At 64.4% G+C, this 15,490-nt stretch carries 19 protein-coding genes; 8 read left to right on the forward strand and 11 right to left on the reverse strand.

Annotated elements, in window-relative coordinates:
• Positions 1 to 2 precede the first annotated feature (2 nt).
• The 5 genes from LO787_RS22075 to LO787_RS22095 form a co-directional block, all read right to left on the reverse strand.
• Positions 3 to 833 (reverse strand): alpha/beta fold hydrolase, encoded by an 831-nt coding sequence (locus LO787_RS22075; protein WP_232493125.1) that lies wholly within the window; start codon positions 831 to 833, stop codon positions 3 to 5.
• 422 nt (positions 834 to 1,255) lie between these two features.
• Entirely contained in the window at positions 1,256 to 1,873 is a 618-nt protein-coding gene (locus LO787_RS22080) for an FMN-dependent NADH-azoreductase (protein ID WP_232493126.1), read from the reverse strand.
• Between the two features lie 71 nt (positions 1,874 to 1,944).
• The gene (locus LO787_RS22085; RefSeq protein ID WP_232493127.1) at positions 1,945 to 2,424 is read right to left on the reverse strand and encodes a carboxymuconolactone decarboxylase family protein; all 480 of its coding nucleotides are present in this window, start codon (positions 2,422 to 2,424) and stop codon (positions 1,945 to 1,947) included.
• 123 nt (positions 2,425 to 2,547) lie between these two features.
• A complete protein-coding gene (locus tag LO787_RS22090) occupies positions 2,548 to 3,030 on the reverse strand; it encodes an Rrf2 family transcriptional regulator (protein WP_232493128.1) in 483 nt (160 codons plus the stop codon).
• A 99-nt stretch (positions 3,031 to 3,129) separates the two neighbouring features.
• Positions 3,130 to 3,810, reverse strand: coding sequence for an alternative oxidase (locus LO787_RS22095; RefSeq protein WP_232493129.1), 681 nt, complete (start codon positions 3,808 to 3,810; stop codon positions 3,130 to 3,132).
• Between the two features lie 161 nt (positions 3,811 to 3,971).
• Between LO787_RS22095 and LO787_RS22100 the strand changes: the two genes are divergently transcribed.
• From LO787_RS22100 to LO787_RS22115, 4 genes are all read left to right on the forward strand, one after another.
• The gene (locus LO787_RS22100; protein ID WP_232493130.1) at positions 3,972 to 4,364 is read left to right on the forward strand and encodes a group III truncated hemoglobin; all 393 of its coding nucleotides are present in this window, start codon (positions 3,972 to 3,974) and stop codon (positions 4,362 to 4,364) included.
• Between the two features lie 36 nt (positions 4,365 to 4,400).
• Positions 4,401 to 5,615 (forward strand): NO-inducible flavohemoprotein, encoded by a 1,215-nt coding sequence (gene hmpA / locus LO787_RS22105; protein WP_232493131.1) that lies wholly within the window; start codon positions 4,401 to 4,403, stop codon positions 5,613 to 5,615.
• 130 nt (positions 5,616 to 5,745) lie between these two features.
• Positions 5,746 to 6,432, forward strand: coding sequence for a response regulator transcription factor (locus LO787_RS22110; RefSeq protein WP_232493132.1), 687 nt, complete (start codon positions 5,746 to 5,748; stop codon positions 6,430 to 6,432).
• Positions 6,433 to 6,509: 77 nt separating this feature from the next.
• Complete coding sequence (locus tag LO787_RS22115) at positions 6,510 to 6,881, forward strand: response regulator (protein WP_232493133.1); 372 nt, start codon at positions 6,510 to 6,512, stop codon at positions 6,879 to 6,881.
• A 17-nt stretch (positions 6,882 to 6,898) separates the two neighbouring features.
• Here the strand turns inward: LO787_RS22115 and LO787_RS22120 are convergent, their stop codons facing one another.
• Complete coding sequence (locus tag LO787_RS22120) at positions 6,899 to 7,561, reverse strand: response regulator transcription factor (RefSeq protein WP_232493134.1); 663 nt, start codon at positions 7,559 to 7,561, stop codon at positions 6,899 to 6,901.
• A gap of 246 nt (positions 7,562 to 7,807) precedes the next feature.
• Between LO787_RS22120 and LO787_RS22125 the strand changes: the two genes are divergently transcribed.
• The gene (locus tag LO787_RS22125; protein WP_232493135.1) at positions 7,808 to 8,227 is read left to right on the forward strand and encodes an Ohr family peroxiredoxin; all 420 of its coding nucleotides are present in this window, start codon (positions 7,808 to 7,810) and stop codon (positions 8,225 to 8,227) included.
• Here LO787_RS22125 and LO787_RS22130 read toward each other — a convergent pair.
• From LO787_RS22130 to LO787_RS22140, 3 genes are all read right to left on the reverse strand, one after another.
• The gene (locus tag LO787_RS22130) at positions 8,224 to 9,156 is read right to left on the reverse strand and encodes a LysR family transcriptional regulator (RefSeq protein WP_232493136.1); all 933 of its coding nucleotides are present in this window, start codon (positions 9,154 to 9,156) and stop codon (positions 8,224 to 8,226) included. The two genes, LO787_RS22125 and LO787_RS22130, sit on opposite strands and share 4 nt — an antisense overlap.
• A 79-nt stretch (positions 9,157 to 9,235) precedes the next feature.
• Positions 9,236 to 9,676, reverse strand: a complete 441-nt coding sequence (locus LO787_RS22135; RefSeq protein WP_232493137.1) for a cupin domain-containing protein — start codon at positions 9,674 to 9,676, stop codon at positions 9,236 to 9,238.
• 33 nt (positions 9,677 to 9,709) lie between these two features.
• Positions 9,710 to 10,471: an SDR family oxidoreductase gene (locus tag LO787_RS22140; RefSeq protein WP_232493138.1), complete on the reverse strand. Its 762-nt coding sequence runs from the start codon at positions 10,469 to 10,471 to the stop codon at positions 9,710 to 9,712.
• Between the two features lie 307 nt (positions 10,472 to 10,778).
• Between LO787_RS22140 and LO787_RS22145 the strand changes: the two genes are divergently transcribed.
• Positions 10,779 to 11,750: an alpha/beta fold hydrolase gene (locus LO787_RS22145; protein ID WP_232493139.1), complete on the forward strand. Its 972-nt coding sequence runs from the start codon at positions 10,779 to 10,781 to the stop codon at positions 11,748 to 11,750.
• A 2-nt stretch (positions 11,751 to 11,752) separates the two neighbouring features.
• On the opposite strand, the gene LO787_RS22150 is transcribed toward LO787_RS22145, so the two are convergent.
• On the reverse strand, positions 11,753 to 12,694 hold the full coding sequence (locus LO787_RS22150) for an AraC family transcriptional regulator (protein WP_232493140.1): 942 nt from the start codon (positions 12,692 to 12,694) through the stop codon (positions 11,753 to 11,755).
• A gap of 60 nt (positions 12,695 to 12,754) precedes the next feature.
• Between LO787_RS22150 and LO787_RS22155 the strand changes: the two genes are divergently transcribed.
• Positions 12,755 to 13,714: an oxidoreductase gene (locus LO787_RS22155; RefSeq protein WP_232493141.1), complete on the forward strand. Its 960-nt coding sequence runs from the start codon at positions 12,755 to 12,757 to the stop codon at positions 13,712 to 13,714.
• A 47-nt stretch (positions 13,715 to 13,761) separates the two neighbouring features.
• Here the strand turns inward: LO787_RS22155 and LO787_RS22160 are convergent, their stop codons facing one another.
• Positions 13,762 to 14,511 carry an SDR family NAD(P)-dependent oxidoreductase gene (locus LO787_RS22160; RefSeq protein ID WP_232493142.1) on the reverse strand — a complete coding sequence of 250 codons (750 nt, stop codon included), beginning with the start codon at positions 14,509 to 14,511 and terminating at the stop codon, positions 13,762 to 13,764.
• Positions 14,512 to 14,594: 83 nt separating this feature from the next.
• Between LO787_RS22160 and LO787_RS22165 the strand changes: the two genes are divergently transcribed.
• A complete protein-coding gene (locus tag LO787_RS22165; RefSeq protein WP_232493143.1) occupies positions 14,595 to 15,476 on the forward strand; it encodes a LysR family transcriptional regulator in 882 nt (293 codons plus the stop codon).
• Positions 15,477 to 15,490 lie beyond the last annotated feature (14 nt).

Here is a 15,490-nt window from a genome sequence, read left to right on the forward strand (position 1 = left end):
CGTCATTTGCGGATGAAGGCGAGGATGTCCGGGTTGAGGACATCGGCGTGCGTGGTCAGCATGCCGTGCGGATAGCCCTTGTAGACCTTGAGTTCGCCGTTCCTGAGCAGCTTGATCGCCAGTTGGGCCGAATCCGCGATAGGTACGATCTGATCGTCGTCGCCATGCATGACGAGTACCGGCACGCCGATGGCCTTGAGGTCTTCGGTGAAGTCCGTTTCCGAGAAGGCCTTGATGCAATCGTAATGCGCCTTCGCACCGCCCATCATGCCTTGGCGCCACCAGTTGTCGATGGTTCCCTGGATGACCTTGGCGCCCGGCCGGTTGAAGCCGTAGAAGGGGCCGGTCGGCACGTCGATGTAGAACTGGGCGCGGTTGGCGGCGAGCGCTGCGCGGAACCCGTCGAAGACCGCCATCGGCAGCCCACCGGGGTTGCGTTCGGTCTTGAGCATGATCGGCGGGACCGCGCCGACTAGCACTGCCTTGGCGACGCGGCCGGGCTGCGATCTGGCGACATAGCGGGCGACCTCGCCGCCACCGGTCGAATGGCCGATATGCACGGCATTGCGCAAGTCCAGATGCGCGGCGAGTTCGACGACGTCCTGCGCATAAGTGTCCATGTCGTTGCCTGCATCGGTCTGCTCCGAACGGCCGTGGCCGCGCCGGTCATGAGCGATCACGCGAAATCCCTGCTCGCGGAAGTAGAGCATCTGCGCGTCCCAGTCGTCCGCGCTCAGCGGCCAGCCGTGATGGAACACGATCGGCTGAAGCTCTTTCGGGCCCCAGTCCTTGTAGAAGATGCGGGTGCCGTCCTTGGTCGTGAAATTGTCCATTGTCATGTCTTCCTTTGAGAGTGAGCGACGCAGTGTGGCCGCGTTGAGAGGTGGGGCAGAGAGCATCAGTCCGGTGACGACCATGCCGCCCAGAATATCGCGGCGGCTCGTCATCGGCCCGCCCGGATGATCGGACTTTTGGCCTGGTATCATTGTCGAAGGTTCCATTGCCGGGAGGGTGAGGGCCGACCTGCCGCGCTCCCGGTCGCGGAAGGATGTCGAACGAGCCGCCGATGGGCGGACCGGCTGGGAAGGGCCGGTCCGCCCGGATGTCTGCGCATGCCTGCGGGGGGCGGAAAGGCAGCGCAGAATGCCCGGGCGTTGCGGGTGCGGAGGGATAGCCCGAGCAAGGCGATGTTGGACCGTTCAGGCTTTTGCGGCCATCACTCCGGATGGCAGCATCGACCATCCGGGGGTATAGTTCAGGCCATCACTTTCGCGCCGAACACCGGGTCCATGGCAATGGACTGGGCGCCGTCGGCTGCGACCTGTTCGGCGCGTGCCGGGTTCACGAGGCCGTCGAGATAGACGAACTTCAGATCGCGCACGCCCACGGTGGCAAGCACGTCGGCAAGGTATCCGGTAAGGTGATCGGGCTGGAGCCGACCGGCACCGGACACGATCCCGCCCGCAGTCACGACGACGAGTGTAGGCCGGTCCTTGAGCAGCCCCGTTTTGATGCCATCGACAGGCGCGAAGCTGCGACCGTATCGCAGCACGAAGTCGATCCACATCTTGAGCGTTGCGGGCACGGTATAATTGTGCATCGGCGTTGCGACGATCAGGTAGGCAGCGTCCTCAAGCTCGCGGATCAGATGCTCCGACAATGCGAAGACCTCCGCGTCATGCGAATGGCCGCCGATCAGCGCATCGGAATAGCCCGAATGGATGGTCGCATCGGCCAGCGCGGACAAGTCGCGCTCGATCAGCGTGAGCCTGGGGTTTTGGGCCTGCAGGTTGGTAACGGCCTGCATCGCGAGTTGCGCCCCGCGCGAGGAACTGCCGTAGGGGCTTGCGGTGATGAGAAGTATGGAAGCCATCGGATCGGTCCTGTCGGTTTCGCCACTTCGGACCGACCGCAGGCCGCGGCCCGCGGTCGGTGCGGGCAGGGTCAGGAAAGGTTCGCCTTGTCGAGGCCGAAGGCCTTGTCCTGCGATCCGGGGACCGGCTGGAATGCGATGCCGGCGCGGTTCCAGGCGTTGATGATCATGACCATGTAGGTCAGCTGGACGATTTCGTCTTCGGTATACTGGCTGCGCACTTCGGCGTAGACCGCATCCGACACGCCTTCGGGCGACAGCTTGGTCAGCGCATCGGTCAATGCAAGGGCGGCGCGTTCACGGTCGTTGAACAGCGGGGATTCACGCCAGATTGCGAGATGATGCAGGCGCAGTTCGCGTTCGCCGTGAATGCGGGCCTGTTTGGTGTGCATATCGAGGCAGAAGGCGCAGCCGTTGAGCTGCGAGGCGCGGATTTCGATGAGGCCGAGGATGGCTTCCTCGACGGTGCCTTTCTTGACGGCGAATGTCAGCTCCACGAGCTTCTGCGTCAGTGCGGGAACCTGCTTCATATGATCGAGACGCTGGGTCATGTCTTCGTACTCCTTTGCTTCGCTTTGGTAGCGCGGAGATACGACTTCGTGATTCATACGATTAGGTAGGTAGTCGCCACATAATTGGTGCCGGAGACGGCGTAATGAATATGGCGACGAACTTTAGCGGCGTTTGATGCAAGTCTCTTCGTCTTCAGGATCGACGGTTACTTGTCGGATCGCTTCGGTATGCGCGAAAAGCTTGCGCAGGTTCGTTCGCTTCGCGAGGAGGTCGGCCAGGGTGTAGCGGTCCAGCACGGCCAGGAAGGCGCGGGTCGCTTCGTTCAGGATGCGCGGCAGCGTGCAGGCCGGGGCGATCAGGCAGGTGCTGCAGTCGACGAGGTCGAAGCCGGTCTCGGTATGGCGCACGATCTGGCCGATGGTGATATGCTCCGCCGGTCGGCCGAGCCTGAGCCCGCCGTAGCGGCCGCGCACGGTCTCGAGGAACCCGGCCTGTCCGAGATCATGGGCCACCTTCTTCAGGTGGTCCTTCGAGATGTCGTAGACCTCCGCGATCTCCTGGATCGACGAAAGGTCGCCCTCGTCGCGCGTGGCGACGTGAAGCAGCATGCGCATCGCATAATCGGTATATCGGGTCAGCTGCATGGGGCAGATCCGGCAAGAAGGGGCATCACGTCGTCATGACGCGCGAAACGGCCCGGCTCAAGCCGGACCGTTTTGCAGGCGCGGGACTGCCGGGGCGGTTCAGGCGGCAATATCCAGCTCCGCCGCATGCTCTGGATAGGGCGCCGCTGCTTGCGGAGCCTGTCCCGCCAGTTCGTCAGCGAAGCCGTGGTTGACGTCGCGATGATGCGCCTCGTCCGCGCGGACGACCAGCACCACATCGCGCAGCGTCGCGTCCTGCGGCAGCTTCCAATAGTGGATGGCAAGAGCGGGCGCGGGCCGGTCGGCGATCGTTCCGGCGTCGATGGCCTGCAGGAAGTGCGTGTAGCTGATCACGGCTTCCTCCTCGAAGTAGCCGACGACCCGGTGAGCGATCCGCGGCGCGACAAGATAGATGCCGAAGAACGCACAGTAGAAGCCCCACTGAACGAGCAGGATTAGCAGCCGCTCTAACATGTTCGGCTGCGCGACCTTCACGAAGGTCATCAGGTGCATCCGCTCGTTCTCGGCTTCCTCCATCAGTGTGCGGATCCAGCCGTTGTCGTCGACCATGCGGCGCAGGCACTTCAGGTGCGTCAGCGTGGCGCCGACCATGCCTGGAACGGCGGCGACCGTCTCGATCACGATAGCGCGATGGGTATGGCGCTCCTGGAAGATAAGGTCCGCGAAGAAGCGCAGGGTCTTGGTGAAGCCGTATGCCACGCGGTCGCCGAAATTTTCCGGCCGGCGGTGTTCGATGCTCACTGCGATGCTCTCGTACATTGCGAATTCCTTCCCCTTGCAGAGCGGCCCGTCGGGAGGGCGAGTCGCGAAAGGTGTATTTTTAGTGCTCCTTTGTCGCCGAAGGTGCAAGCATTAAAGATGCTATTGACATGCACCTTTATAAGGAAATAGATGCGGCTTTAATGCAGCTTTGGAGTCGCATGATGGATCATCCCTCGACGATCGCGGAAGCCGCCATCCGCCCGCTGGTCGAAGCCTTCTATGAACGGGTGCGGGCGGACCCTCTGCTCGCCCCGGTGTTCGGCGCGCACGTTCATGACTGGGAGGACCATCATGCACGGCTGGCGGATTTCTGGTCCTCGATCCTGCGCACCAGTGGCCGTTACAAGGGCAGTCCGCTCGCCCTTCACCTGCTTCACGCCGATGCGATGACGCCTGAGCGCTTCGAGCGCTGGCTCGCCCTGTGGCGCGCGAGTTCCGACGAACTGCTGCCGCCGCCGGTCGCCGCCGTCGTGCAGGCCAAGGCGGCCCGCATCGCCGAGAGCTTCCAGCTTGCCATCCAGTACCGCCGCCCGCCCGTCGAGACGGCCTGAGCCGATCCCCCCAAAAAGCCCCCAAGGAGTACCACGATGCCCGAAGCACTCACGTCCGCCACGATAGCCATCGTCAAGGCGACCGTCCCCGCACTGGCCGAGCACGGCACGGCGATCACCAAGGCGATGTACGCGCGTCTCTTCCAGGACGAGCACATCAAGGCGCTGTTCAATCACGCCAATCAGGGAGAGAGCGGGGCGCAGGTCCACGCGCTTGCCGGCGCTATCCTGGCCTACGCGCAGAATATCGAGAACCTCGGTGCGCTGGTGCCGGTGGTCGAGCGGATTGCCTACAAGCACGTCGGCTACCACATCCTGCCCGAGCACTATCCGTTCGTGGCGAACGCCCTGCTCGCCGCGATCAAGGAAGTGCTGGGCGATGCGGCGACGGATGAGATCCTTGCGGCCTGGGGTGAGGCATACTGGTTCCTCGCCAATATCCTCAAGGCGCGCGAAGTCGTCCTGCGCGATGAGATCATGCGCTCGGAAGGCGGCTGGAACGGCTGGCGCCGGTTCGTGGTCGCGGAGAAGATCCGCGAGAGCAGCGTCATCACGTCCTTCGTCCTGTGCCCGGAAGACGGCGGGCCAGTGCTTCGCCACAAGCCGGGCCAGTACCTGACGTTTCGGCTGAAGCCGCCCGGCTCGCCGGAACTCAAGCGGAACTATTCGATCTCCTGCGGCCCGAACGGCGAATACTATCGCATTTCCGTGAAGCGCGAGGCGAACGGGCAGGGCGGTTCACGCTTCCTCCACGATGATGTCGAAGTCGGCGACGTGCTGGAGACGACACCGCCCGCCGGGGATTTCTTCTTGGCTGAGGCGCCGCAGCGCCCGGTCATCCTGCTGTCGGGCGGAGTGGGCCTTACCCCGATGGTCAGCATGGCCGAAGCGATCGTACGTGAGCATCCGCAACTGGAGGCGCATTACGTGCATGGCGCGATCAACAGCGAGACGCACGCCATGGATGCGCAGGTCAAGGCTCTGGCGGCCGCCTGCCCGGCTCTGAAAGTGTTCACGTTCTACAGCGACCCGCTGCCGGGAGACGAACTGGGCCGTACGCACCATGGCGAGGGCTTCGTCTCGCTCGACTGGCTCGCGGCCAACACCCCGCTGACCGATGCGGACATCTTCCTGTGCGGTCCCAAGCCGTTCCTGCGCGCCTTCGTGGCAGGGCTTTCGCTTGCAGGTGTCGCGGCGGATCGGATCCATTACGAGTTCTTCGGCCCGGCCGACGAACTCATGGCGGCTTGATCGCCCGGTACGAGAGGGAACCTGACGGGCGGGCGCCCTCTCACACCGGGGCACTTCGATCATACGAAGGCATAGGCCGCCTTGGTGCCTCTGCAGCGCTCTGGTAAACCGCTGCGAGGAGTCAGACGCCGTGCATGATCGAGTTCCAGCCGATGACGGCGGTCGGGTTGTCGAGCCCCTTTCGGAGCGCGAGCGCCCGCTGATCGTCATCGCCGACGATCAGGCACTTTTCCGGGAGGCGCTGGAAGAACTCTTCGCATCGGTCGGAATGGATACCTTGTGCTTCGAGAATGCTGACGGCCTGCTGTCGGCGGCGCTTCCCGATCGTCCTGGCTGTTTCATTCTCGATGTGAGGATGCCGGGTCTCAGCGGGCTCGACCTGCAGGTGGAACTGTCGCGGACGGCTCGTGCCATGCCGATCATCTTCCTGACCGGGCATGGCGACGTGCCCATGAGCATCAGGGCGATGAAGGCCGGCGCGTTCGAGTTCAAGACGAAGCCCGTTTCCGAGCAGGATCTGCTCGACGCGGTAAGTGCTGCGGTGGACGCCGATCGTGCCAGCCGTGCCGAAGACCTTGTCACTCGCGAATGTGCTGCGAAGTTGGAGGCCCTTTCGGCGCGTGAGCGCCAGGTTCTGCGGCTGATCGTGAACGGGCTTCTCAACAAGCAGATCGCTTATGAGCTTGGCGTGACGGAAGTCACCGTGAAACTGCATCGCGGCAATGTGATGAGGAAGACCGGAGCACGATCGGTCGCGGAACTCGTCCGCCTGTGGGATCGACTGCCGGAAGGACTGCGACCGATCGAGGCCGGCTAGACTACCGTATGTCTTTAGCAATGCCGCAAAATTCTGCATGGAGCATGTTCAGGGTCTGGCTTGTCGAGGAATGCAACTTGTCCCGCAATCGCCTCATTGCCGTTGTCGATGACGATCCGGGCATGTGCGATGCGATCGGTGAAATGGTCGAAGCGCTGGACTTCGACAGCGCGCGCTTCCTGTCGGCCGAGGGGTTTCTGGCGGAGGCGCAAGTGCGGGATTTCGATTGTTTGGTCACCGATATCCGCATGCCTGGCACCGACGGGTTCGAACTTGCCCGCCGCGTCGCGCAGATCGCGCCCGCCCTACCGGTGATTCTCATTAGTTCGATCGACGACGAGATGACCCGGCGCAAAGTGGGGCGGGTGGGCGGCACGGCCTTTTTGCGCAAGCCGTGCGATGCGGAAACGTTCCTGACCTGCGTTACCAACGCGATGGATCGTGGCTGAGCGCTGCGACCGGCTTTTCAGGCGTTCTGGATTACGGATGCATCGAAACCGCTGATCGAGAAATCGAGAACACGGTCCATCCGGACGAGATCCTGTACGTTTTTCGCCTCGACCTTGTGCATGGCGTTGCCGCGATGGATCTTCACCGTGATCTCGCTGAGGCCGAGCGTGTTCGCGATTTCCCTGTTCTTCAGGCCGGCCAGCACAAGCGAGGCGACCTGCTTCTCCCGGGCAGAGAGAGACACGTAGCGCAGCCGCGCCTCGGCGGCCTCGACAGCGTCGGTGCGGGCCCGCAGGTTCGCCTCGATCGCCGTATTGACCGCGTCGAGTACGTCCTGTTCTCGCAACGGCTTCAAGAGGAAGTCCAGCGCTCCGGCCTTGAGGCCGCGCACCGCCATCGGTATGTCGGCATGCCCGCTCATCAGGATGACGGGCAGCAGGAAGCCGTGGCCTGGCAGCCGCGCCTGAAGCTCCAGCCCGCCGAGGTGCGGCAGGCGAACGTCCGAGAGCAGGCAGCCGGGCACCTCGGGGTCGGCCTGATCGAGAAAAACGAGCGCATTCGGATAGCTGCGGGCGGCGAGGCCCACCGTCAGGAATAGTTCTTCCAGAGCATCCCTCATGCCGGGATCATCGTCCACGACATGGACAATCGGCTCGATGCTCGGCGTCGGTGTATCCATCGTGTCCTCCGGGCGGCAGCGGTCCCTGATAGTCCTCGGGCAGACTTGCGAGGAGGATAGAACGCATCAGGCGAGGTGGCCAGCATACGAAGGGCTAGTGCGTCATCATGCGCATTTGGATTGCTTGCTTTCCGGCACCAGTGATCTGGCGGGTTGCCTGTAATGTGGGCCTTCATGGCCGGTTACATGAGAAGCGCGGTTGCTTGCCGCCGCCCCGACGCTTCCCAAGAACGAAGGCCATCTCGCATGACACAACCCTACAAGGCAGCCGTGACCGCGCTTGGTGGCCGATCGGGATTCGCCGCCAGCAGCGATGGACGCCTGAGAGTCGAACTGTCGATCCCCGCTGTGCTGGGAGGAGCCGATGGCCCCGGCACGAACCCCGAGCAGCTCTTCGCCGCGGCACAGGCAGCATCCCTGCTCGCCGCAATCCGCAATGTGGCGCAGGCAAGAGGCGTCGAGGTTCCTGCAGACAGCAACGTCACGGCAACGGTTGGCGTTGCTGGTGCAGCAGGCACGGCCGCGAAACTCAGCGTGGCCGTTGCAGTGGATCTGCCGTGCATCGACATCGAGGAAGCCCGGCAGATCGTCGCGGAAGCGATGCGTGCCTGCCCTATCGCCCTTGCGACGGGCGAACGGGCGCCGCCTGTCGTGAACGTCGACTAGGCACCTTCCGCCCGGTCGCGCTGGGCGCGATCCTGCCTGGCATAGTGGCCGCGCAGCCATTCGATCAGGACGCGGACCCTTGCGGGCCGGGCCACGCCGGGCGGGGTCACCATGTAGGCAGACTTCGTCGCCGCCGACCATTCGGGCAGGATGCGGACCAGACTGCCATCCTCAAGCTCGCGGGCAATGAAGAAGTCCGGGAGCAGCGCCACCCCGATCCCGGCGACCGCGGCCGGCACTACCGCTCCGGCGTGGTTGATGTGGAAGCGGCCCGCCATGCGCACCGTTGCGGGGCCATGGTCGGGGTGGTCGAATTCCCAGTCGACACCCCAGGGCACGTTCGTCGGGATGATGGCGGGATAGCGGGCAAGCTCCGCCGGATGTGCAGGCATGCCGAGCTTCTCGATAAGGCTCGGCGCGGCCACCAGCGGACGGATGAACGAAAGCAGTCGCACCGTCCGCAGCGTGCTGTCGGGCGGCTGGCCGAGGCGCAGGCACACGTCGAACCCCGATCCGATGAGATCCACCTCGTCTTCCGTCAGGCACAGGTCCAGTTCGATATCCGGATATTCGAGAAGGAATGACGGCAGGATCGGCACGATCGTCGCGAGGCCGAAGGCGGTGGGACAGGCGACGCGCACCTTGCCGCGCGGGATGGCCGCTTCCTCGACGATATCCGCCTCGATCGCGCGCCCGTCGGCAAGGATGCGGGCGGCACGCTCGACGGTCAGGCGACCGGTCTCCGTTAGCGAGAGCTTGCGCGTGGTCCGGTGGAACAGCGTCGTCTGCATGCGCTGCTCAAGCCGCGTGATCGCCTTTGACACGGTCGTGCTGGCCAGCCCGAGTTCCTCCGCCGCGTGACTGAACGAGCCGACCTCGGCGACCTTGGCGAAGATCGCCCATGCCTCGAAATCCGGAATGTGCGGCAATCGACTCCCCCTCTCGTGAAGCGCCTTGCCCGATTTTAGCAGCGGTGCGCGGCGATGTCCCGACTCGCGCGCGCCGCGATCAGTGCTTCGCCGGGTGATCCGGCACGGTGAGGGGGCCGTCGTTGTCGTCGACGACGAAGATGGCGAGCAGCCGGGCGGCCTCTGTCTTGCTGGCGTTCGCGCTGACACCGTGCTTGTCGCCGGGGCTTTCGGTCCAGTATTCACCGGCCTTGTAGATCTTCGGCTCTCCACCGTTCACGCCGCTGACGATCGCGCCTTCGAGCACGTAGGCGACGATGAATGCCGATTTGGCGTGCGTATGGGCGGGCGAACCGTCGCCGGGGGCGTAAGTGACCAGAACCGTCTTGACCGACTTGCCGGGAACGTTGGTGATGGGCTGTGCGAAATCCGGTTTGATGGAGGTCAGAACGGTCGATCCGGCCGGGCTCGCGTCGCTTGCGTAAGCTACGGTCGACAACGGCAGCGTGGCTGCGAGCAGTGTGGCAAGAACGATGCGCATTGTATTTCTCCTGAGATGAAGGTGGAGCAGGGTTCAGGCGGCGCTCGACACGTCCTGCGTGGCCAGCCAGTCGTCGAATGTCGTCCATTGCAGATGGGCGTCTTCATCCGGCAGCAGGATGTCGTCGGTGAGCGGCGCACCGAAGTAAGTGCCGTGCGGGTCGGCTTCTATCCGCACGCTGCCGCCGGTCTTGCGAACGTATCGTGCGGCAAGCTCGTCGATGCGGAAGATTTCCGGCCCGGCGATCTGATAGCGACCGTTGACGGGTGCGCCGGTCGCGAGATGGACCAGTGCATCGGCGACTTCCTGCGCGGCAATGGGCTGGAACAGAGCGTGCGGCAATCTGGCCACCCCACCGGTTGCCAACATCTGGATTATCATCGGAACCAGTTCGAAGAACTGGGCGGCATGAACCAGCGTATATGGGACAGGAGCACTTCGCACATAGCTCTCCTGCGCGAGCTTCCCGGCGATGTAGCCGCTACCTGACAGGCGTTCGCTGTTGAGCACCGAAAGCGCGAGGTGATGGCGTACGCCTGCGCCGATCTCCGCAGTGAGGATGTTGCGGGCAGCGGTTTCGAAGAAGCTCACAGACGCATCGCGGTCCATCGCGACCTTGTTGGTCACATCGATCACCACTTCTGCCCCTTCCAGAGCCGCTGCGAGGCCATCGCCTGAGATGATGTCCACGCCTGTGCCCGGCGATGCCGCAAGGACGCTATGCCCTAGAGCCTGAAGGCCCGAAACAACTCGCAAGCCGATCTGCCCCGTACCGCCGATAACCACGACGCGCATGACTTGTCTCCCGATTGGCCGTTACACACGCAGTGTTAGCTGGGCGGAGGTACTTAGCGGATCGTCGGGAGGTCACGTTTCGATCATACGAAGGTCGAGGTTCGCAGCGCGGTCCTGCGCGGGTGCGACCTGCACTTCAGGATAATGAAACTGGCCGATCGCGTGCTGAATGCTTTCCCGTAACCCGTCTATCCTCATCGACACCTTTGGGGCGGGACAATCGGGCCTTCAAGCCGATGGAGGAGTTTGCGCGATGTCATTCCGGGGACATCATGATTGGCAATCCAGTCGTCGCCGATTTCTCGGGATGACAGGCTTGGCCGTTGCTTCGCTTCCTTTGCGCGCACGGGCGGCGCTCAAGCCATCTGCGAGCGCGCGGAGGCTGTCCGGGGTCAGGCAGATTCCTGCCGGCACGCTTTCAGTCGGCTATGTCGACATGGGTCCGGCCGACGGTCAGCCGGTGCTCCTGCTGCATGGTTGGCCTTACGACATCCACAGTTTCGCCGATGTCGCGCCTGTCCTTGCACGGGCGGGGCTGCGGGTCATAATCCCGCACCTGCGCGGCTTCGGGACGACGCGGTTCCTGTCGGAGAAGACACCACGCAACGCGCAACAGGTGATGTTGGCGACCGATGTGATCGGCCTGATGGATGCACTTCGGATCGATAGGGCGGTCATTGGCGGTTTCGACTGGGGCGCCCGTTCCGCGTGCATCGTTGCGGCGCTCTGGCCGGAGCGATGCTCGGGTCTCGTCTCCGTCAGCGGCTACCTGATCGGAAGCCGGATGGCTGGACAAGTGCCTCTCGCCCCCAAAGCCGAGCTTGCCTGGTGGTATCAGTTCTACTTTACGACCGAGCGTGGGCGCGCCGGCTATGCGGCCAACTGCCGTGACTTCAACGAACTGATCTGGCGCCTGGCTTCACCGCGCTGGGCCTTCGACGCCGAGACTTATGCGCGTTCGGCGGAATCTTTCGACAATCCCGATCATGTCGCGGTGGTCATCCACAATTACCGCTGGCGCCTCTCGTTGGCCGAGGGCGATCCCAGCCTGCAACCGCTTGAAGACCGACTGGCTCGGTCGCCGACCATTTCCGTTCCCACCATAACGATGGAGGGCGATGCGAACGGTGCGCCGCATCCCGAACCCGATACCTACCGTGTACGCTTCACCGGCCCTTACGAGCACCGCCTGATCGGCGGCGGTATTGGCCACAATCTGCCGCAGGAAGCACCAGAGGAGTTTGCGCGGGCGGTCCTGAAGATCGCAGGCAAAGCCTGATGTCAGGCTGCGACCGGCTCGTCTCGTTGCGCCGATGCGACCCGATACCTTCCCGGAGAAACGCCGAACTTGCGCTTGAACGCCGCGCCGAATGCGCTGTCGGAGAGAAATCCGAGCGATCCCGCGACGGTGGATGCGGACTCCCGGCCGGACCGCAGGCGTGCTGCGGCGAGCGTGAGCCTCCAGCCCGCCGCATAGTCCACGGGAGCGACGCCGACCCGAGCCTTGAAACGTGCGGCGAAGGTCGAGCGGGATTGCCGCGCGATGCCCGCGAGTTCCTCCAGTCGCCACTGTCGGGCCGGTTCCGCATGGATGGCGCGGATTGCCGCTGCCAACGGCGGGTCGGCGAGGGCCGCGATCCATCCCGGAGCATGGTCCCCGGCTTGCGCGAAATGGGCCCGCAGCGCGTGTATGAACATCAGGCGGAGGAGGTCGTCGCATGCCGTTCGCGATCCTGCGAGACCTTCCCGCCATTCGCGATCGAGTTGGTCGAGAAGCCAGGCGATCGGCGCGGCTGCCGTGGCGTCGGCGCTGACGACGAGGGTCGGAGGCAGCAGGTCGAGAACGGGCGAGGCGTCCGTCGCATCGAACGTGACGCTGCCGCCGAGTATCTCTACCTCGTTTCCCGATCCGTATCGTCCCTGCAGCGTGTTGTCCGCAAATGCGACCCTTGCGTCCACGGGATCGAGCGAGGGGTCGCTCGCAAGCGTGAATTCCGCCCGTTCCTTGATGACCACGCAGTCGCCGGGGCTAAGCCGTCGGCGCTCGTCCCCGGCGACCAGCCAGCAGTGCCCGTGGCGGACGACGTTGAACTTGCAGCTCTGCGGTCGAAAGCGGAGCGACCACTCGCCTCCGGCTTCCAGCCGCACCGAGCAGGCCGGTCTGGCCTGTACGACGGCCAGCAGGTCCGAAAGCGGATCGGACGGTGGATTCTGGATTATCACGACAGAAATTCCGACGATGGACGATGCTTCATCCGAATATTGTAAGGTAGATCGCGTGTCATGACTACTCCCCAGACCCCCGTAAGCTCGGCCTTCGGCCCTGCATCCACCGCCGCCGATGTGATGCGCGGCGTCGACCTGACCGGCGCTACCGCAATCGTCACCGGAGGCTATTCGGGCATCGGCCTGATAACGACCGTTGCGCTCGCCGATGCCGGGGCAAGCGTCGTCGTGCCGGCGCGTGACATGGCCAAGGCGCGGGCTGCGCTTGCGGGCCGCCTCGGCGTCGAGATTGCCGAGATGGACCTCGTTGATCCGCAGTCGATCGAGCGCTTTGCCGCCCGTTTCCTTGAGAGCGGGCGCGACCTTTCGATCCTGGTCAACAGCGCCGGGGTCATGGCGACGGCGCTTTTCCGCGATGCCGACGGCCACGAAGGGCAGTTCGCGGTCAACCACCTCGGCCACTTCCGCCTCACCTGCGCCTTGTGGCCTGCGATGCATGACGGTGCGCGCGTCGTTGCGGTGTCGTCACGCGGGCACCAGATCGCGCCGGTGGATTTCGACGACATCGACTTTCGCCATCGCGACTACGACAAATGGCAGGCCTACGGCCAGTCCAAGACCGCCAACGCCCTGTTCGCACGTGCCCTCGATCGTCGCGGAAAAGGGCAGGGTATCCGTGGGTTCTCGCTGCATCCGGGGCAGATCATCACGGACTTGTCTCGGCATCTTTCTGCCGAGGAACTCGGCGCTTTCGATGCCTTCGATGCGCAGGGCAGGCCGAAGATAGACCCGGCAGCAGGCATGAAGACCGTCGAGCAGGGCGCCGCCACGAGCCTGTGGTGCGCCACGAGCCCCGCGCTTGACGGCCTTGGCGGGGTCTATTGCGAGGATTGCGATATTGCCGCGATCAACCGGCAGGAAGTCGGGCGGAAGGGCGTTGCGCCGTGGGCCGCCGACGATGAGGCGGCCGAACGGCTATGGGCGGTTTCCGAAGACTGGACCGGCAGGACGATCTGACGCGGCAACCATGTACTGAACGGCACCTAAAGGTGCCTGACAGTACTTCAGGCCAGCGTAAGGCCGCCATCAACCGCCAGATTGACGCCGGTGACGAAGCTGCTGTCGCTCGATGCCAGAAACAGCGCAGCCCTGGCGAGGTCGTCCGCCTGCCCCATCCGACCGAACGGGATCATGCCCGCCGACTGCTCCTCGATCTGCGGTGCGATTTCGGCGGGCAGGCCAAGCTTGCCGAGGATCGGGGTGTCGGTCGGGCCGGGGCTGAGGACGTTGACGCGGATGCAGCGTTCCTTGAGTTCCAGCGCCCAGTTGCGGGCGAAGGCTTCTATCGCCGCCTTGCTTCCGGCGTAGACGGCGTGGCCGTCGAGTACCTTGTGCGTCGCGATCGAACTCATGAGGATGATCGAGCCGCCATCGTTCATCAGCGGCAGCATCTTCTGGACGCCGAAGAACGTGCCGCGCGTGTTGGCGAGGAACTGCATGTCGAAGTCGGCGGGGGTCACATCCACGCTCGACTGGATGCGGATGCCGCCCGCGTTCGCCACGTAGATGTCGGCGCGGCCGAAGCGCTCGGCGACGAGGGCGGTGACCCGGTCATGCGTGGCGAGGTCAGCGACGTTGCCGATGAGGCCGACGGCGCTGCTGCCGAGCCTTGCCACCGCCTCGGCCACCGCGTCCTCGCGGCGGCCGACGATGACGACGCGGGCGCCGTTCTCGACGTAGATCTGCGCGGTGGCGAAGCCGATGCCGCTGTTGCCGCCGGTGATGATGGCGACTTGTCCTGAAAGCCTGCTCATAGATACCTCCATGTTTGGAAGTGCAGATGATCCTTTCCAATCGGGCTCGTCAGACCTTCAAGGATGCCATCAGTTGTTCCATAATGTCCGCCATGGAAAGTCTCGGCATCTTCGTTCGCGTGGTGGAGGCGGGCTCGTTCACGGGGGCCGCCCGGATCATAGGGACCACGCCGTCCGCCGTCTCCAAGAGCATGGCCCGGCTGGAGGCGCGGCTCGGCTTTCGGCTGTTCCGGCGATCCACGCGGGCGTTCACCCTGACCGCCGAGGGCGAGCGCTATTTCGAGCGCGTTGCGCCGCTCGTCCGCGGGATCGAGCAGGCGGGCGAGGGGATCGGCGCCGGGACTGAGGCCTCGGGGCACTTGCGGCTCAGCATGCCCGCCGATTTCGGCAGGATACTGGTGAACGCGCTGACGGTCGGGTTCCATCAGCTGCACCCGAAGGTGCAGCTCGACCTCAGCCTGAGCGACCGCCACGTCGATCTGATCCGCGAAGGCTTCGATGCCGCGATCCGCGTCGGCCACGTCCCCGATACCGGCCTGATCGCGCGGCCGCTTGGTCGCCTGCCGATGGCGTTGGTGGCATCGCCGGACTATCTGGCCCGTCACGGCACGCCGACCTGCGTCGCCGATCTCGAAGCGCATGCGCATGTCCGCTACATGCTGGCCGGACGGGCATTCCCGCTGATGTTCGAGGCGGGGGAATTCCTGCCGCCGCGCGGCGTGCTGGATGCCGACAGCGGCGAGGCGCTGCGCATCGCCGCGCGCAACGGCCTTGGCATCACGCAGATCCTGAAGGCATCGGTGGCGGACGATCTCGCCTCCGGCCATCTGGTCGAGGTGTTGCCGCAGGTTCCGCTGGCGAGCGTGCCCGTGCAGGTGCTCCATGCCTATGCGCGCGCCGTGCCGGAAAGAGCGGCTGCACTGCTCCGCTTTCTTGGCAGCGCGATGGCGCGATGGACGGTGTGATCGCGGGCTTGCGA

Source organism: Novosphingobium kaempferiae (assembly GCF_021227995.1).
In the GTDB taxonomy this organism is placed as follows: domain Bacteria; phylum Pseudomonadota; class Alphaproteobacteria; order Sphingomonadales; family Sphingomonadaceae; genus Novosphingobium; species Novosphingobium kaempferiae.